Genomic DNA, 15,543 nt, shown 5'->3' with positions numbered 1-15,543 from the left:
GTCGTCTGTCGTCTGCGGCGCCGTCGTGGCTTGTCGCGCAGTTCCCCGCGCCCCTTCGGGGCGCTGCCCAACCGCAGCTGCCCAACCGCAGCGGACTTCGCCCGACCCGCTTGGGACGCCCCCGGGTCCGGGCGATGCGTTTGTAGGCTGATGTCATGCCTGATCACATGACCGGCCGGTCCGAGCTGCGTGGGGACTGTGAGCGCTGCTTCGGCCTCTGCTGTGTCGCGCTGCCCTTCGCCCGCTCGGCGGACTTCGCCGTGGACAAACCCGCGGGCCGGCCCTGCGTCCATCTGCGGGACGACCACCGCTGCGGTATCCATGCCCGGCTGCGCGAACGCGGCTTCACCGGCTGCACGGTCTACGACTGCTTCGGTGCCGGCCAGAAGGTCGCGCAGGTCACCTTCGGCGGGCGGGACTGGCGCACGGGCCCGGCGGAGCACGCCCGGCTGATGTCCGAGGTGTTCCCCGTCGTACGGCAGTTGCACGAACTGCTCTGGTATCTGACCGAGGCACTCGCCATGCCCGCCGCCCGGCCCGTCCACCCCGCGCTGCGCAGCGCCCTGGAGTCGACCGAGCGGCTCACCCTGGGCACCCCAGCGGAACTGGCCGCCCTCGACGTGGCCGCACACCGCGCGCAGATCAACGAACTGCTCCTGCGCAGCAGCGACTTGGCGCGGGCCGGGATCAAGGGCCGGAAGCGGGACCGCCGGGGTGCGGATCTGATCGGTGCCCGACTGAAGGGGGCCGATCTGCATGGGGCGAGTCTGCGGGGTGCGTATCTCATCGCCGCGGATCTCACCGGTGCCGATCTGCGGCATGCCGACCTGATCGGCGCCGATCTGCGCGACGCGGACCTCACGGACGCCGATCTGACCGGCGCCTTCTTCCTCACCCAGCCCCAGTTGAACGCCGCCAGGGGAAGCGCCGGGACCCGGCTGCCGGGTGCGCTGCGCCGTCCCGGTCACTGGGCGGGGTGAGCTTGGCGTTCCCCGTGATCTCCGATAAGTTAGGTGAGGCTTACCTAGTGAGGAGGTTGGGGATGGGTGACAGCCACAGCGGCACGGGCGACGGCCGCGGCTGGGCGGCCGGGCCCAAGGCGGCCGAACGGGCCCGGTCCGTGCTCGCCGCCGCGTGGTCCTGCGCGGTGACCGGGGCTGGCGGCCAGGAGGAGTTCACCGGCGCGCACTCCGTGACCGACGACGGCCGGGTGCTGCTGCGGGTACCCGTGGACAGGGGGGACGGCGCCCTTGCCGTCGCCGCGATCTGCGCGCCGCGCGGCGAGCCGTCCGCCGTGCTGGAATTCGCCGATGTCGCACCCGTCCCCGTACGCAACCGCATCCGCGCCCGCCTCTGGCTGGCCGGCTGGTTCACGCCCGAGGAAGAAGAAGGCCGGCTCGCCTTCCGGCCCACCCGGGTGGTGCTGCGCAGGCCCGTCGGCCCCCGGGTGATCGACGCCGCGGAGTTCGCCGCCGCCCGGCCCGACCCGCTGGCCGACGCCGAGGCGCATCTGCTGATCCACCTGGCCGACGCCCATCCCGACGCCGTGGAACGGCTCACCCGCCTCGTCGACCCCGCCTGCCTCCAGGGGGCGGTGCGGGTACGGCCGCTCGCCGTGGACCGGCACGGGCTGACGCTGCGCATCGAACGTCTGCGCACCGACGGCGAGGTACGGCTGCCGTTCCACACGCCCGCCGACGACGTCACGCAGCTCGGCGAGCGCATCCACGCCCTGCTCGCCCAGGCGTCCGCGCCCTCCTGCCCCCGCGCCCTGCAACGGCAGCGCGCCGAGGGCGAACGCTGACGCGGGTCACCGCCGCCGGGGGACGAGCAGCGCCGCGGCCCGCTGGAACGCGTTGAGCAGCGGCCCGTGGTCACCGGCGCGGATCGCCAGGATCACCTGGTAGGGCTGCGCGTCCGAGACCGGGACCGTCCTCAGATCGGGCCGCAGGCCCTTGCGGACGCTGTCCGGTGCCAGCGACACCGCCTGACCGCTCGCGATGACCTCCAGCTTGTCCTCGGCGGACGGGAAGCCCGGCGGATCGTCCGGGGAGAGCCGCCAGGGGACCGGCTCACCCGCGATGTCGTCCAGCGTGACCGACTCCTTGCCCGCCAGCCGGTGGCCGACGGGGACCACCAGCACCGTGGGCTCCTCGTACAGGACGGTCACGTCCAGCTCGGTGTCCGGCTCCCCGGCGTCGGCGGGCAGCCGGGTCACTACCACGTCCGCCCGCTGGTCCAGCAGCACGGCGCGCGGCTCGGGCAGATCCAGGTGCAGGGTGCGGACATCGGCGGCCGGGAAGCCGTGGCGCAGGTCGCGCACCGCCGGGGTGACGACGATGTCCGCCGTGTGCCCGATCGTGATGTGGCTGGGCCGGGCGGCGGCACGGGTGCGGGCCGCGGCCCGGGCGGCCGCGCGCAGCAGCGCCCGGGCGTCCGGCAGGAACGCCTCTCCGGCGACGGTCAGCCGGGCGCCCTGCGGAGTGCGGTTCAGCAGCCGGGCGCCGAGATCCTCCTCCAGCCGGCGGATCTGGCGGCTGAGCGACGGCTGCGCCAGATGCAGGGCGGCGGCCGCCCGGCCGAAGTGCAGATGGTCGGCGACGACCGTGAAGTACCGGACCAGCCGCAGATCGAGATCCGGCGGCTGCGGAGGCGGCGGGTAGTGAGAGTATTCGGCCACCCCCCGACTCTAGCGTCGCGATATATCGGCCTGATCTCGGGTGTCACCTGGTGAGCTGCGGCGATGGACGAGTCCTGTCACACCTGCCTCGTGCCGCGCGGAACTGCTCTTGGACACCACGGGAGTTGGGACCGGACGGCGCTCATGGCAGCCGTCCTTCCCCTCCACCGCTCCTCCCGAGGCGAGACCGGGGACCGCCTCGGCCGGCGGCCCACCCGGTGCCCGGGCTCCTCGACAGCCTGGCCGAGAAGCACGGCTTCACCGTCCGAGCGGCGCCCGCCGGTCCCTCACCACTCCCCGTCCGCCACCGGCTTTCCCGGCGCGTCCTTCAGCGGCACGACCTGGCCGGGGGCAGGTGGCTGCCAGGGCTGGTGATCGTCGCCGAGCCACTCGCCGACCGGCTTCACGGCGGACAGAGAGTCGCCGGGGTCGAGATCGACGGCCTCCTCGTCGTAGTAGTCGAACCACGGCAGCCCCGCCCGGTTGTACGCGGCCCGGTCGACCGGGGACGGCGGTGGCGCCTCGCCCGTGATGCGCCGCCACTCCGGAGGCGTCACCAGATGCACGAAGACCCGGCCGCCCGGCTCCTCGGACCAGTCGCCCAGCGGCCGGTCGTCGGCGTAGACCTCCTGCCGCATCGAACCGCCGACACCGAGCCCCATCGCGGGCGCCGGCCTCGGCCCACCACCGGGGCGGGCGCTGCCCACGGAGACGGGCATCCCGCCCGGCGCTGGCGGCGCGCCCGGCGCGGGTGGCGCGGCCAGCGGCATCATGGGCGCGCCGCCGTACACGGGGCCCGCCGACTTCCGCATGACCGTCCGCTCCCGCCGCTGCTCCTCGCGCCACTTCGCCAGCGCGCGGTCGCCCAGCCGGAACGACTGGAGCTGTACGCCGCCCCACACCTCCTCGCCGGTGACCTGGCCCTCGACCGTCGCCCCGAGCCCGAGCGGCACGGCCACGAACTGCCGCACCGTGCCCTTGCCCGAGTTGATGCCGTCCAGCCAGGGCTGACGCGGCAGCACCACATAGTTCTGCGGCCCGCGCGCCAGCCGGTCGCGCCACGGCTCGCCCGACACCGCGCACACCTTGCCCACCCCGACCTGGAGGGCGGCCGGTTCCGTGGCGCCGAAACTCAGCCACATCGCCTCGCGCAGATACACCGGCAGCATCACACCGCCGCGCGCCCGCCACTGCTCCGGCACGGTGTCCGGATAGTCCGCCACACTGCGCACCGGGAACTCACCGAGCCCTGGCGGCAGCGGATGCGTGCCCGTCTCCGGCAGCCGCAGGGTGCGGATGAACCGCACCGTCACCCCGCCCGGCAGCAACAGCCTGTTCCCGTCGATCCGCACCTGCGAACCGCTCATACGCCTGCCCCCCCTCCGCTTCCGCACAGGCCATGGGCGTACGACGCACCCCCGTAGCCGCTGATCAGCCCACCCTCACAGAGAACGCGCGCCCGCCGCCACCCGGTTCCCGCGGGGGCGCACGGCGGCCCGGCCGCGCGCCCGCTACCGACGCCGCCTGCGCCGTCGCAGGGCCCGCCACCGGTCCCGCAGCCCGGTCAGCCGCGGCATGCGCTCGCCCTGTTCGGCGGCGACCCGGTCCAGTTCCTCGAACAACCGCCGCGAACGGTGCTCGGTGTCGAGCTCGTCCACGATCCGGTTCACCTCGGTCAGCACCGCGCCGCGCAACTGCCACTGCCGGCTGTCCTGGCGGACGTCGTCGAGCAGGGCCGACGCCAGTTTGTCCCGGGTGGCCGCGGCCTGCCGCAGCTCTTCCGCCAGCCGGGACTCGGCCGACGCGGCGCTCTGGCTGACATCGGTGGTCACCAGCACCGCGAAGCTGACCACGGCGTCGGCGATCTCCGACAGCAACTGCTCGACCAGCGCGCCCGTGACCGGTGCGAACAGCGGCTCGGGGTCACGCTCCTTGGCGAGGTCGGTGGTGCTGCGGGCGAGCACCCGCAGCACCACCGCGCAGATCTCCAGGGTGTCGAGACCGGTGCGCAGCACGATCCGGTGCAGCAGGCCCTCCCGCACCCTCGGATTGAGCCGCAGGCTGTCCTCGGCCTGCCGTAGTGCCCCGTCCACCTCGACGATGTCGTGGTCGAGCCGGCGCGCCTCGTAAAGCCGCTCGGTGGCCCGCTGGGGCAGGGGTGTCCCGGTCGGCTCCTCGGGTGTGCGGCCCGCGGCCTCCTCGCCCATCCGCAGCATCAGCCGCCGCACCCGGACCGCCAGCCCCTCGATCGACTCCCCGGCCTCGCCCACCCACACCGGGGGCGGGAACACCAGATTGCAGCCGAGCCCCACGGCCGCGCCGATCAGTGTCTCCACCACCCGCGCCCACGCGGTGTTCCCGACCGTGGTCACCCCGAGCACCAGCATCGCGCTGATCGCCACCTCGGGCACGAACTCGTCCACCCGCACCAGATGACCCACGGCCAGCGAGGCCAGGATCACCAGGGCGAGGCTCCACCAGGTCAGCCCCACCAGCAGACTGAACGCGATGGCCACCAGCACCCCCGCGACCACCGAGTTCACCCGGCGCACGCCGGTGGTGAGGGTGGCGTAGAGCGTCACCTGGACGACCAGCAACGCGGTCAGTGGAGCCGTCAGCGGCGCGGACTCGGGACTCAGACGCAGGGCGATGACATAGGCGATCGTCGCCGCGACCGTGGACCGCACCGCCTGCACGACGACTGGTTCCCGGTGGCGTCCGAGCAGCCGGAGCAGGGCAGCGGGGGCAGGGGCAGGGCGTACGGGGTGCTGGGGTTGTCGGTCTCGCATCCTCTTCTGTGTTCCCGGTCGTCGGCGGTTCGAACAGGGACGCGATCGGGACCGGGGACGCGATCGGGGCCGGGGCTGCGAGAAGAAATGGGACCGGGAGAGGGAGCGGACGGCTCAGACGTACAGCTTGTCCAGGAAGGCGAACAGGTTCCCGGTGGCCCGGGCGATCTGCTCCTCGACCGTGAGACTCTCCTCGATCCGGATGCCCGACTGGGGGATCTTCCGTCCCCGTACATACAGGGAACAGGCCAGGTCGGTGCACATGTACACCCCGACGGAGTTGCCCTCGCGCCCCGCCGTGCCCGCCTTGCGCGCGGTCATCAGGGAGACGCCGCCGCCCGCATGGGTCGTCAGGCACAGGGAGCACAGGCTGCGGTGCAGGAAGCCGCGATGCGAGGGCTGGTGGCGCAGGGCGACACCCACGGCCCTGCCCTCCCGCTCGGCCACCAGATAGCTGCGGTCCGGCGCTCCCGGATCCCGCCAGCCCAGGAAGTCCAGATGGGCCCAGGGGCGCTGGTCGAGGTCGCGGGGCATGGGAAGGCGCTTGGTCTCTCCTTTCGAGCAGTTGACGAAGGAGTTACGGATGTCCTGCTCGGTGAGCGGTCGCATGGGGAGGCTCCTGGCCGTGAATCGAGGTGGTCGGGTACGACTGGAAACGAAAACCTAGGACTCCTAGGCAGTTGCCTACATTAATCAGTCCCGTCGGCGGAGCAAACCGAATTTGCCGCCCCGGACCCGGCGGCAGAGACTGAGATGGCCGATGCGGAACCCCTCCGAAGCGCGGCCCGCGGGCCGGGACCGGTGCAAGGGAGCAGGTGGAGCCCATGATCTCCGAGCTGGTGTCGGTGCCCGCCGACCATGTGACGCTCAGCGGGGACCTCGCCGTACCGCCGGAAACACGGGCGACGGTGGTCTGCGCGCACGGCGTCGACAGCACCCGGCGCGACCCGGGCAGCCGGTCCGTGGCCGCCGAGCTGAACACGGCCGGATACGCCACGCTGTCCATGGACCTGCTCAGCGAACGCGAGGAACGGGCGGTGCGGCAGGCGACCGAGGACCAGGGCTCCGACATACGCCTGCTGGGCCGGCGGGCGGTCGCCGGGGTCGACTGGCTGAAAATCCAGCCCGGTATCCGGTCCCGGCCGGTGATCCTCTTCGGCACCGGCGCCGCGGCGGCCGGGGTGCTGGAGGCCGCCGCCGAACTTCCCGACCTGGTGCTGACCGTGGTCGCCTGGGGCGGCAGGCCCGATCGTGCGGGCGACGCGCTACGGCGGCTGAGGGTGCCGGTCCTGCTGGTGACCGGCGACCGGGACCCGGACCTCCTCCGGCTGATGCAGCAGGCGGGGCGGCAGCTGGCGGTGCCGAACGCGGTGCGCGCGGTGCCGGGTCCGGCCGCCCTCCTCGACGATCCGGGAGCGCGGGAGCAGGCCGTGGATCTGACCAGGGAGTGGTGCGACGAGCGGCTGCGCCACCTCGGCGGGACGGCGGCCGAGAGCTAGGGCCTGTCGTAGAGGACGCGCACGGGGTGTGGCCGGAACTGCGCGCACAGTTGCGTACCCTGTACCACACCGGAAGCGCGGACACGGCCGGACGTGCCGCCGCGCGGGCCCGGCAGGGGAGAGGCGGACGCGCGATGGAGAAGTCCTGGGCACGGGCCCGGCACGCACTGGCCGAGGCGGGTATTCCGCCCGAACGGCTCGCGGGTGTCGGCGCGTTGGGCGGAGGCACGTACAACACGGTGGAGGAGCTGCGGCTCACCGACGGCACCCGCCTCGTCCTCAAGACCGCACCGAACACACCCGGCCTGCGCTATGAGGCGCAACTTCTGCGTTCGGAGGCCGAGTTCTGCCGGGCGGCGGCGGAGGCGGGCGTCGCGGCCCCGCGGATCGTGGCCGCCGCGGAGCCGGGCGGCGGGTCCGGCACACGGCATCTGCTGATGACCGCCTGCCCCGGCCGGCCGTGGGACGACTCGCTGACGGCGTCCGAACGGGACGGTCTGCGCGCGGAGTTGGGCCGACAGGTGGCCAGACTGCACCGGCTGACCGGCCCCGGGCACGGCTACCCCTCCGGAGCCCTGGGCCCGCTCGCGCCCACCTGGCGGGCGGCGTTCACCACCATGTTCGAGGCACTCCTGGTGGACGCCGAGCACTACGGAGCGTGGCTGCCCCTCCCCGTCGACGCGGTGGCCCGCACGGCCCGGTCGGCCTACGGGGCGCTCGACGAGGTCACCGTTCCCCGCCCGGTCCACTTCGACCTGTGGCAGGGCAATGTCCTGATCGACCGCGGGGACGACGGCGAACCGCCCCGCATCGGCGGACTGATCGACGGCGAGCGCATGTTCTGGGGCGACCCGCTCGCCGACTTCGTCTCGCTCGCCGTGCTGGACGACATCCGCAAGGACGAGGCGCTCCTCGAGGGCTACCGGGAGGCGGGCGGTCACGCGGACTTCGGCACCGCGGCCTGTCTGCGGCTGGCCCTCTACCGGGCATACCTCTACCTGATCATGCTCATCGAGACGGTGCCGCGGGCGGTGGGGGAGGACGCCGAGCGCTGGGTGCGGGAGCGGGTCGCCCCCGAACTCCTGAGCGCCCTCGACGAGCTGACGGACCTGGCCCCGCGCCCCTGACGGAGGCGTACGGTGCACCCTTGGTCCATACTTAGCTCATAGCATGAACTAAGGGTTGGATTAATCTCGCATCGAGCCCGTCCACCGGGGTATGTTGCAGGTCGGACAGGGTTTGGAGGAGCCAGATGGCGGGGCGGAACGGGCGCACGGTACGCGACCTCAGGCGGGCCAACCGCACGGCCGTGCTGCAACGGCTGTACTTCGACGGACCTCTCAGCCGCTTCGAGCTCGGCCCGGCCACCGGCCTGAGCTCCGGCTCGGTCAGCAATGTCGTGGCGGATCTGATGGCCGACGGCCTGGTGGAGGAGGCGGGCAGCGTCGACTCCGACGGAGGGCGCCCCCGCACCCTGCTGCGCGTCGCCCCGCACAGCGGATACATGATCGGTGTGGATGTCGGCGAGACCCGTGTCCGCGTCGAGCTCTTCGATCTGACGCTCACCGAACTGGCCCGTGCCGAGCGCACGTTGGAGCACCACCGGTACGACGTCTACGTCATCACCGGCCATATCGGCGACGGCATCGCCGAGGTGCTGGCCGCCGCCGGGATCGCCCCCGACCAACTGCTGGGCGTCGGCGTGGGTGTTCCCGGCATCGTCGAGCACACCGAGGACCGCGGCGCCGTGGTGCACGGCCAGACCATCGGTTGGGACGCCGTACCCCTGGAGTCCCTGCTCCGCGAGGGCACCCGGCTCCCGGACACGGCCCCGTACTTCATCGACAACGGCGCCAAGACCCTCGGCCAGGCCGAGATGTGGTTCGGCGCCGGGCGCGGCGCGAGCAACGCGGTCGTGGTCCTGTTCGGCTCCGGTGTCGGCGCCTGCCTCGTCACCCCTGAGGTGGAGAACGGCCGTGCCGTGGAGTGGGGCCATCTGACGGTACGGGTCAGGGGGCGCCGGTGCCGCTGCGGGGCCCTCGGCTGTCTGGAGGCGTACGCCGGGGCGGAGTCGCTGCTGGCGCGGTGGCGGGAGGAGGGCGGGCGCCCGCCGGAGGGCGCGGACGAGGAGACCGCGCTGACCGCGATGCTCGCCGCGGCCTTCCCGCCCGAGGGCACCGAGCCCGACCCCCAGGCGACGGCGGTCCTGGACGAGACCGCCGAGTACCTGGGCGCCGGACTCTCCGACCTGATCAACCTCTTCCAGCCGGAGCGCATCCTCATCGGCGGCTGGGCCGGACTCCAGCTCGGCGCGCGCTTCCTGCCCGCCGTACGCCGGCACGCCACGGCGTACGCGCTGCGCCACCCCGCCGAGCAGGTCACCGTCGATCTGGGCCGCCTCGGCCCCGACGCGGTGACCGTCGGAGCGTCGATCCTTCCGCTGGCGGACTTTTTCGCCCGTGGCGGGCGGCGCCCGGAGCCTACCCCGGAGACTCCGGCCCCGGCCTGGCGCACGGCCCTGCGGGAACGTGAGCCCCACTAGGTGCTCCGCTGGAGGTGCCGGTTCCTGGGCCGTCGATCGTCTGCGGGCGCGTCGTGGCTGGTTGCGCAGTTCCCCGCGCCCCTTTGGGGCGCTTGGGCTAACCGGCGAAGGCGTTGACGCCCGTCAGTTCTGCGGACAGGGCCCACAGCCGGGCTGCCTGCTCGGGAGCGATCGCGTAGTCCTTCACGCCGACGCGGTCCTGGCCGGGGGGAGCGGGCTCGGCGATGTCGCAGTCCTCCAGATACACCCCGCCCAGGCCGTCCAGTTGGGGCGAGGTGGCCGCCCACACCTGGGTGGCCGCGCCCTGCTCGGGCGTCTTGAAGCCCTCCGGGTTCAGCGGGTTGCCGTTCTCGTCGATCCAGCCGCGCTCGATCATCTCCTCCTTGGGCAGATGCCGCTGGAGAGGCGTGAGGATGGCGCCGGGGTGCAGTGCGAAGGCCCGTACGCCCCGGTCGCGGGCGAGCCGGTCGAGGTGCACGGCGAACAGGACATTGGCGGTCTTGGCCTGGCCGTACGCCTGCCACTTGTCGTAGCCCTCGCGCCAGTGGACGTCGTCCCAGTGCATCCCGGAGAAGTGATGGCCGCGGGAGGAGACGGACACGATCCGCGCGCCGCCCGGCTCGATCGCGGGCCACAGCCGGTTGACGAGGGCGAAGTGCCCCAGGTGGTTGGTGGCGAACTGCGCCTCCCAGCCCGGCCCGACCCGGGTCTGAGGGCAGGCCATGATCCCGGCGCTGTCGATCATGATGTCGATGGTGCGACCGGAGGCCAGGAAACGCTCCGCGAAGCCGCGCACGCTCTCCAGGTCCCCGAGGTCGAGCTGGTCCACCTCGACGCGGTCGAGCCCCGCGAGCGCCTCCTGGGCGGTGGAGACCCGCCGGGCCGGTACGACGACATGGGCGCCCGCTTTGACCAGCGCCCGGGTGGTCTCCAGCCCGAGGCCGGAGTAACCACCGGTGACGACGGCGAGTTTCCCGGTGAGATCGATGCCGTCCAGGACGTCGTCCGCGGTGCTCGTGGCACCGAACCCCGAGCCGATCTTGTGCTGTGCTGTGGTCATGTACGGCACGCTACGAATTGGAGCGCGCTCGAAGTCAAGGGGTGCAGGCGGGCGTATGCGGTGGTTTTCAGCCCCGTTCGAGTACACCCGTCAGGTCACGCGCCACCCACACCGCTCACGCGCCGCTCACCGTGCCTGCGGCTCGTCCACTCCAGCAGCTCCGTCTCGGACCAGGCCGTCACCACCCGCTCGACGGGCACCCCGCACTCCTCGGCCCGGGCACACCCGTAGCCCTGCCAGTCCAACTGCCCGGGCGCATGTGCGTCCGTGTCGATGGCGAACAGCACCCCCGCCGCCACCGCCTCCCGCAGCAGTCTCCGAGGCGGATCGAGCCGCTCCGGTCGGCTGTTGATCTCCAGGGCCGTACCGGTCTCGGCGCACGCCTCGAACACCTCACCCGCGTCGAACACGGACTCGGGCCGCCCCCGCCCGGTGATGAGCCGCCCGGTGCAGTGCCCGAGCACATCGGAGTGCGGATCGCGTACGGCGGTCACCATCCGGCGCGTCATGGCGCGGGCGTCCATGCGCAGCTTGGAGTGGACGGAGACCACCACCAGGTCGAGCTGTTCGAGCAACTCGGGTTCCTGGTCCAGGGAACCGTCCTCGAGGATGTCGCACTCGATGCCGGTGAGCAGCCGGAACGGTGCCCAGCGGGTGTTCAGCTCGGCGACGACCGCCACCTGCTCGCGCAGCCGCTCGGCGGACAGCCCCCGGGCGACGGTGAGCCGGGGGGAGTGGTCGGTGAGGACGGCCCAGGCGTGCCCCAGCCGGGCCGCCGTCCGGCCCATCTCCTCGATGGAGCTGCCGCCGTCGGACCAGTCGGAGTGGAGATGGCAGTCGCCGCGCAGCAGCGCCCGCAGCCGTTCACCCCCGGTGGGCGGCGGCACGGCGGTCTCCTCGTCCTCCAGCGAGCGCAGATAGCCGGGCACCTGTCCGGCCAGGGCCTCCTGCACCACCTGGGCCGTCTTGGGGCCGACGCCTTTCAGCGACTCCAGTGTCCCGGCGGCCGCGCGCCGGGCCACCTCGTCCGGGGGCAGGGCGGCGACCACCTGCGCCGCGGTGCGGAAGGCGCGGACGCGGTACGCCGGCGCCAGGGACCGCTCCAGCAGGAAGGCGATCCGGTCCAGCGCCGCGACGGGATCCATGGCCACCTCACCAGGGTGCCCCATTTATTTACATATGACAGGAGTAGGTCCATTTCCGTGTGATCCGGCTTACGCTCGATTGCATGACGGAAATCGCGAGCCCTCACATCACACACCCGCGGATCCTGGTGCTCGGGGTGCAGCCGGGCAAGCCGGGCACGCGGCCGTTCCGGATCGTCGAGGTCGACGGAGAGGTGGTCGGCCGGGCGAGGACGGTGACCGATGTCCTGGAGGCCGCGGCGGCGTACGGTGTCACGGTGCACGATCTGGACGACCCGGACTGGGTCTGCTGGGTGGGCGGCGGCCGCTACACCTGGGGCACGCACTGGGGCGGCACCGTCTGAGCGTGTTCGCCACAGCCAAGAGATGCCGGACACGGCGGCGGGCGGACATGCCGGTCCATGAGGACATGCCGGTCCGTCGACAACACCCTCACTTCCCTCGCGTCTCCCGTGCGTGCACCGCCCGCCCCAGCCGACGGCCCAGCAGGAGATGGCCCACCAGGGCGCCCGCGGTGTTGAGGATGACGTCGTCGATGTCGAAGGCACGGCCCGTGATCAGCGCGCCCTGCGCGAACTCCACCAGGAGCATGACGAGCGCGGTCAGTCCGAGCACCTTGAGCAGGCTGCGCGCCCCCGGGGCCACCACCGGGACCAGCACCCCGAACGGCACGCCGAGCAGGAGGTTCCCGCCGATCTGCTGCACGGCGTCACGCAGCGCGGGCTGGTCCAGATACGCCTTGAGGGTGGTGCCGGGGTGCAGATTGCTGTGCGCCATCGACACCGATGCCGGGGACGGGCGCAGGGTGAGACGGGCGAGGACGACGGCGAACGCCACCATGAGCAGGAAGGCGCACAGGGTCGCGAGGAGCCGTAGGGGGAGGGGGAGAGGACGGCGTTTTCCGGTGGACGTGGCGGCGGGTTCGCCCTTGCGAGGGGGTGCCGTCGTCGTGCCGGGGCTGGGGCTGTCGGTCTTCGCGGGACGGGTACGGAACGCCGTCAGCGTGCGGGGTAATGCCCGGGCCATGCGGTCCTCCATCTTTTCGGTCGTCACATTCCTCATGCGCCGGGACGGTTGCCCACGGACCCGTACGACACGGACACCTCCTTGAACCCGAGCGAGTGCAGCAGCCCCTCCAGCATGTCCGTGGTGTTGGACTCGGCCCGGGTGGCCAGCCCGCTGTCCTCGGCGGCGGTGGCGATGTGCTTGACCGCGAGCCGCTGCACCGCCTGTTCGCTGTTGGGGTTGTCCGAGAAGAGGTCGCCCAGCCGGTCCAGCAGACCGCGCTGTTTGGAGACGGCGTAGGAGTGGTCGGCGTCGAGCGCGGGCCTGCCCAGTCGGGCGTGCGGGAGCCGGAGCGTGGCGGTGGTGCGGTCGGCGTTCACCTTGACGTCGTTCTCCCCGATCCCGCCGAGGTCGACATAGGCGTCCACGGTGCCGGCGCCGACGTACAGGGTGCGGGAGCCGCGGATCGCGTCGGGCAGGTACTTCGCGTTCTTCTCCAGGTCCACGACGACCTGGAAGTTGCCGGAGGCCGCGTCGTAACGGCTCATGTCCTGGATCGACTTGAGCAGAGCGGGACCCGAACGGTCGTGGGTCTGCGTGCCGAAGAGGTCCCGGAGACCGGGGAGCACGGCCAGCCGGACACCGGCGAACAGCACGGCGAGCACCACGACGACGGCGGTGAGCACCTTCGCCCAGCCGGGCAGCCGACGGGGGAACCGGCCGGACGGCGATGGCGGGGACAGGCCACTGAGTGAACTCGTCATACGACGGCCCTCCTTTCCTGTCCTCCCGGGTGCCCGCCAATTCCCCCGACAGACCTGGCGGTTGGCCGATCGGGAGCTCAGGCGGGAGCGCAGGGGCGCATGAGGGCGTGTACAGCGGATCACGTCGGAGGATGCCGTCGGGCACCGCTGTCAGTCAGGCACCGTCATAACGTCCCCGAGCCCGAGGCGGCCTCCGGCTGCCCCAGCGCCGCTTCCAGGGTGGGGCGCGGCGGCAGCAGCTTGGACAGGCCGGTCACCCGAAGGACGCGCAGGGTCAGCGGATGGGTGCACACGAGATGCAGCCGCCCGTCCCGCTCCAGCACCCGCTGCCGGGCCCGGTAGAGCAGGCGCAGCCCGGAGCAGTCGAAGAACTCGACCTGGCGCAGATCGATGACGACCCGGGCGCCCGGCCGGGACGTCACCCGGTCCAGATGCGGGGTCACCTCGGCCGCCGCGGCGATGTCGATCTCACCGCGCAACTCCAGCACCGTGTGGCCCCGGTCGTGGTGGACCCGCAGATGCCTGGTGAACGGCGCGGGTTCCTGCTGCACGACGACATCGCCTCCACCCTGCCCTTGAGCGGCGGGATCGCGGATCACCGGGGGTCGGGGTGACGTCGTGCGGCGAGCGTTGCCCTGCTGTCCGGCCCCGAGTGAGCGCAAAACCGTTCCCCGCCCTGCAAGTTACCCTCGATGGAGTGAATTTGAGCATGTTCGATTGACATATGTCTTGGACTTCGGCCGGGCAAATACTGTGGCGTACACGACAGCGAATTGACAGCCCCTCAGGTTTGAACCGCCGGCCTGTCAGGGAAGTGCGGCCGGATGTTGCCGACGGTACGGCATCCCGGGCCACCCGCGCCCCTCACCGGCTCCGGTGCAACGCCACCAGCAACTGCCACACCTGGTCCGCCATCTCCGCGGGCCCCGCTTCCAGCAGCCCGTGCAGCCAGTCCCCGAGCACTCCCGCGAAGGTGGCCGCGACGGCCGAGGCGACCAGAGCGGCGTCCGGGGCGCCGGCGAGGGCGCGCTCGCGCAGGCTGTAGGCGCGCAGGTCCCGGTGCAGCACCCGGCCCAGCGGGCCGCCCCCGCCGGGCGTGAGCAGAGCCCGGTAGAGGGCGGTGTGCGGGGCCAGTGAGGCGAAGAACTCCGCGAGTGCGGGCGGTGCGTGCACCGGGTCGGGCCGCCCGCGCCAGGCGTGCAGCGCCTCTACCGCCTCGCGTACGACGTCCGCGCAGGCGTCGACGGCCAAGGCCTCCAGATCGGTGTAGTGGACGTAGAAGGTGGCCCTGCCGATCCCCGCCCGGCGCACCAGCGTGGCCACCCCGACCTCCTCCAGTGGGCGTTCGGCGCACTCGGCGAGCAGGGCCTCGCGCAGCCGGGCCCGGGTGCGGGCGCTGCGCGGGTCCTGCGGCGCCGGCCGGGTCATCGGGCGAGGAGGACGGCGGCCAGGGCGAGGGCGCCGGGCAGCGCCTGGGCGACCAGGATGCGGCGGTTCGCGGTGGCCGCGCCGTAGAGCCCGGCGACGATCACGCAGCACAGGAAGAACACCTGGACGCGGAAGCCGGTCGGGTCGGCGGCGATCAGGCCCCAGATCAGACCCGCCGCGAGGAAACCGTTGTAGAGGCCCTGGTTGGCGGCCAGCGGCACGGTGGCGCGGGCCATCTCCGGGCTGAGGCCGTGCAGGGACCTCCCCGGCTTCTTCTCCCACAGGAACATCTCCAGCACCAGGATGTACGCGTGCAGCGCGGCGACCAGCCCGACGAGCACGTTCGCGACCGTCTCCATGAACGGCGACCCCCTCTTCCCTCGTGACACCTTCTCAGGCGCCCTCAACGATTCGGTGCCCTCGATCATCCGGCGCCTTCGATCATGGCTTCCGGATGTCCTGGACAGGTGTCCACTATAACTGGACACCTGTCCAGCATGTTGCGCGGGCCCTTCGCGTGCGCCCCTCGCGCGCCCCTGAAGGTACGTTTCGTCTGACCGTGTTCGGCCGTCGTGATGGGGCAAGTGCCCCGGCACATGGAAGTATTTGAGGATTTGCAGGTGCCTGACGG

The 15,543-nt window shown here is 72.3% G+C and carries 17 protein-coding genes; 6 read left to right on the top strand and 11 right to left on the bottom strand.

Features of this window, described 5'->3' with window-relative positions; all coding sequences use genetic code 11:
• Positions 1-155 precede the first annotated feature (155 nt).
• Positions 156-980 (top strand): pentapeptide repeat-containing protein, encoded by an 825-nt coding sequence (locus ACSYGN_RS03830; protein WP_460391802.1) that lies wholly within the window; start codon positions 156-158, stop codon positions 978-980.
• Positions 981-1,042: 62 nt separating this feature from the next.
• The gene (locus ACSYGN_RS03825) at positions 1,043-1,804 is read left to right on the top strand and encodes a DUF2470 domain-containing protein (protein WP_460391800.1); all 762 of its coding nucleotides are present in this window, start codon (positions 1,043-1,045) and stop codon (positions 1,802-1,804) included.
• A 6-nt stretch (positions 1,805-1,810) separates the two neighbouring features.
• Here the strand turns inward: ACSYGN_RS03825 and ACSYGN_RS03820 are convergent, their stop codons facing one another.
• The 4 genes from ACSYGN_RS03820 to ACSYGN_RS03805 all read right to left on the bottom strand — a co-directional run bounded on the left by ACSYGN_RS03820 (position 1,811) and on the right by ACSYGN_RS03805 (position 6,078).
• Positions 1,811-2,680 carry a LysR family transcriptional regulator gene (locus ACSYGN_RS03820; protein ID WP_460391798.1) on the bottom strand — a complete coding sequence of 290 codons (870 nt, stop codon included), beginning with the start codon at positions 2,678-2,680 and terminating at the stop codon, positions 1,811-1,813.
• A gap of 287 nt (positions 2,681-2,967) precedes the next feature.
• Positions 2,968-4,047 carry a hypothetical protein gene (locus ACSYGN_RS03815; protein ID WP_460391796.1) on the bottom strand — a complete coding sequence of 360 codons (1,080 nt, stop codon included), beginning with the start codon at positions 4,045-4,047 and terminating at the stop codon, positions 2,968-2,970.
• Positions 4,048-4,191: 144 nt separating this feature from the next.
• Positions 4,192-5,469: an FUSC family protein gene (locus ACSYGN_RS03810; RefSeq protein WP_460391794.1), complete on the bottom strand. Its 1,278-nt coding sequence runs from the start codon at positions 5,467-5,469 to the stop codon at positions 4,192-4,194.
• A 114-nt stretch (positions 5,470-5,583) separates the two neighbouring features.
• The gene (locus ACSYGN_RS03805; RefSeq protein WP_460391792.1) at positions 5,584-6,078 is read right to left on the bottom strand and encodes an FBP domain-containing protein; all 495 of its coding nucleotides are present in this window, start codon (positions 6,076-6,078) and stop codon (positions 5,584-5,586) included.
• Between the two features lie 215 nt (positions 6,079-6,293).
• Between ACSYGN_RS03805 and ACSYGN_RS03800 the strand changes: the two genes are divergently transcribed.
• The 3 genes from ACSYGN_RS03800 (at position 6,294) to ACSYGN_RS03790 (ending at position 9,510) form a co-directional block, all read left to right on the top strand.
• Positions 6,294-6,968 carry a dienelactone hydrolase family protein gene (locus tag ACSYGN_RS03800; RefSeq protein WP_460391790.1) on the top strand — a complete coding sequence of 225 codons (675 nt, stop codon included), beginning with the start codon at positions 6,294-6,296 and terminating at the stop codon, positions 6,966-6,968.
• A 134-nt stretch (positions 6,969-7,102) separates the two neighbouring features.
• Complete coding sequence (locus ACSYGN_RS03795; protein WP_460391788.1) at positions 7,103-8,095, top strand: phosphotransferase family protein; 993 nt, start codon at positions 7,103-7,105, stop codon at positions 8,093-8,095.
• A 125-nt stretch (positions 8,096-8,220) separates the two neighbouring features.
• The gene (locus ACSYGN_RS03790) at positions 8,221-9,510 is read left to right on the top strand and encodes an ROK family transcriptional regulator (protein WP_460391786.1); all 1,290 of its coding nucleotides are present in this window, start codon (positions 8,221-8,223) and stop codon (positions 9,508-9,510) included.
• Between the two features lie 97 nt (positions 9,511-9,607).
• On the opposite strand, the gene ACSYGN_RS03785 is transcribed toward ACSYGN_RS03790, so the two are convergent.
• Both ACSYGN_RS03785 and ACSYGN_RS03780 read right to left on the bottom strand, forming a co-directional pair.
• Positions 9,608-10,570, bottom strand: a complete 963-nt coding sequence (locus ACSYGN_RS03785; RefSeq protein WP_460391784.1) for an SDR family NAD(P)-dependent oxidoreductase — start codon at positions 10,568-10,570, stop codon at positions 9,608-9,610.
• Between the two features lie 95 nt (positions 10,571-10,665).
• Positions 10,666-11,715: a PHP domain-containing protein gene (locus tag ACSYGN_RS03780; RefSeq protein WP_460403203.1), complete on the bottom strand. Its 1,050-nt coding sequence runs from the start codon at positions 11,713-11,715 to the stop codon at positions 10,666-10,668.
• Positions 11,716-11,798: 83 nt separating this feature from the next.
• Between ACSYGN_RS03780 and ACSYGN_RS03775 the strand changes: the two genes are divergently transcribed.
• Positions 11,799-12,059, top strand: a complete 261-nt coding sequence (locus tag ACSYGN_RS03775) for a hypothetical protein (protein ID WP_460391782.1) — start codon at positions 11,799-11,801, stop codon at positions 12,057-12,059.
• Positions 12,060-12,147: 88 nt separating this feature from the next.
• On the opposite strand, the gene ACSYGN_RS03770 is transcribed toward ACSYGN_RS03775, so the two are convergent.
• The 5 genes from ACSYGN_RS03770 to ACSYGN_RS03750 form a co-directional block, all read right to left on the bottom strand.
• Positions 12,148-12,741: a VanZ family protein gene (locus ACSYGN_RS03770; protein ID WP_460403201.1), complete on the bottom strand. Its 594-nt coding sequence runs from the start codon at positions 12,739-12,741 to the stop codon at positions 12,148-12,150.
• Between the two features lie 32 nt (positions 12,742-12,773).
• A complete protein-coding gene (locus tag ACSYGN_RS03765) occupies positions 12,774-13,484 on the bottom strand; it encodes a DUF4230 domain-containing protein (RefSeq protein ID WP_460391780.1) in 711 nt (236 codons plus the stop codon).
• 164 nt (positions 13,485-13,648) lie between these two features.
• The gene (locus tag ACSYGN_RS03760; protein WP_460391778.1) at positions 13,649-14,035 is read right to left on the bottom strand and encodes an anti-sigma factor antagonist; all 387 of its coding nucleotides are present in this window, start codon (positions 14,033-14,035) and stop codon (positions 13,649-13,651) included.
• Positions 14,036-14,348: 313 nt separating this feature from the next.
• Complete coding sequence (locus ACSYGN_RS03755) at positions 14,349-14,912, bottom strand: TetR/AcrR family transcriptional regulator (RefSeq protein ID WP_460391776.1); 564 nt, start codon at positions 14,910-14,912, stop codon at positions 14,349-14,351.
• A complete protein-coding gene (locus ACSYGN_RS03750) occupies positions 14,909-15,271 on the bottom strand; it encodes a DUF1304 domain-containing protein (protein WP_460391774.1) in 363 nt (120 codons plus the stop codon). The genes ACSYGN_RS03755 and ACSYGN_RS03750 overlap by 4 nt, the downstream gene beginning before the upstream one ends.
• Positions 15,272-15,543 lie beyond the last annotated feature (272 nt).

It is taken from the genome of Streptomyces sp. YIM S03343 (assembly GCF_054729195.1).
The sequence above is the reverse complement of the archived record's forward strand: the minus strand, read 5'-3'. Positions and strand labels throughout refer to the sequence as shown.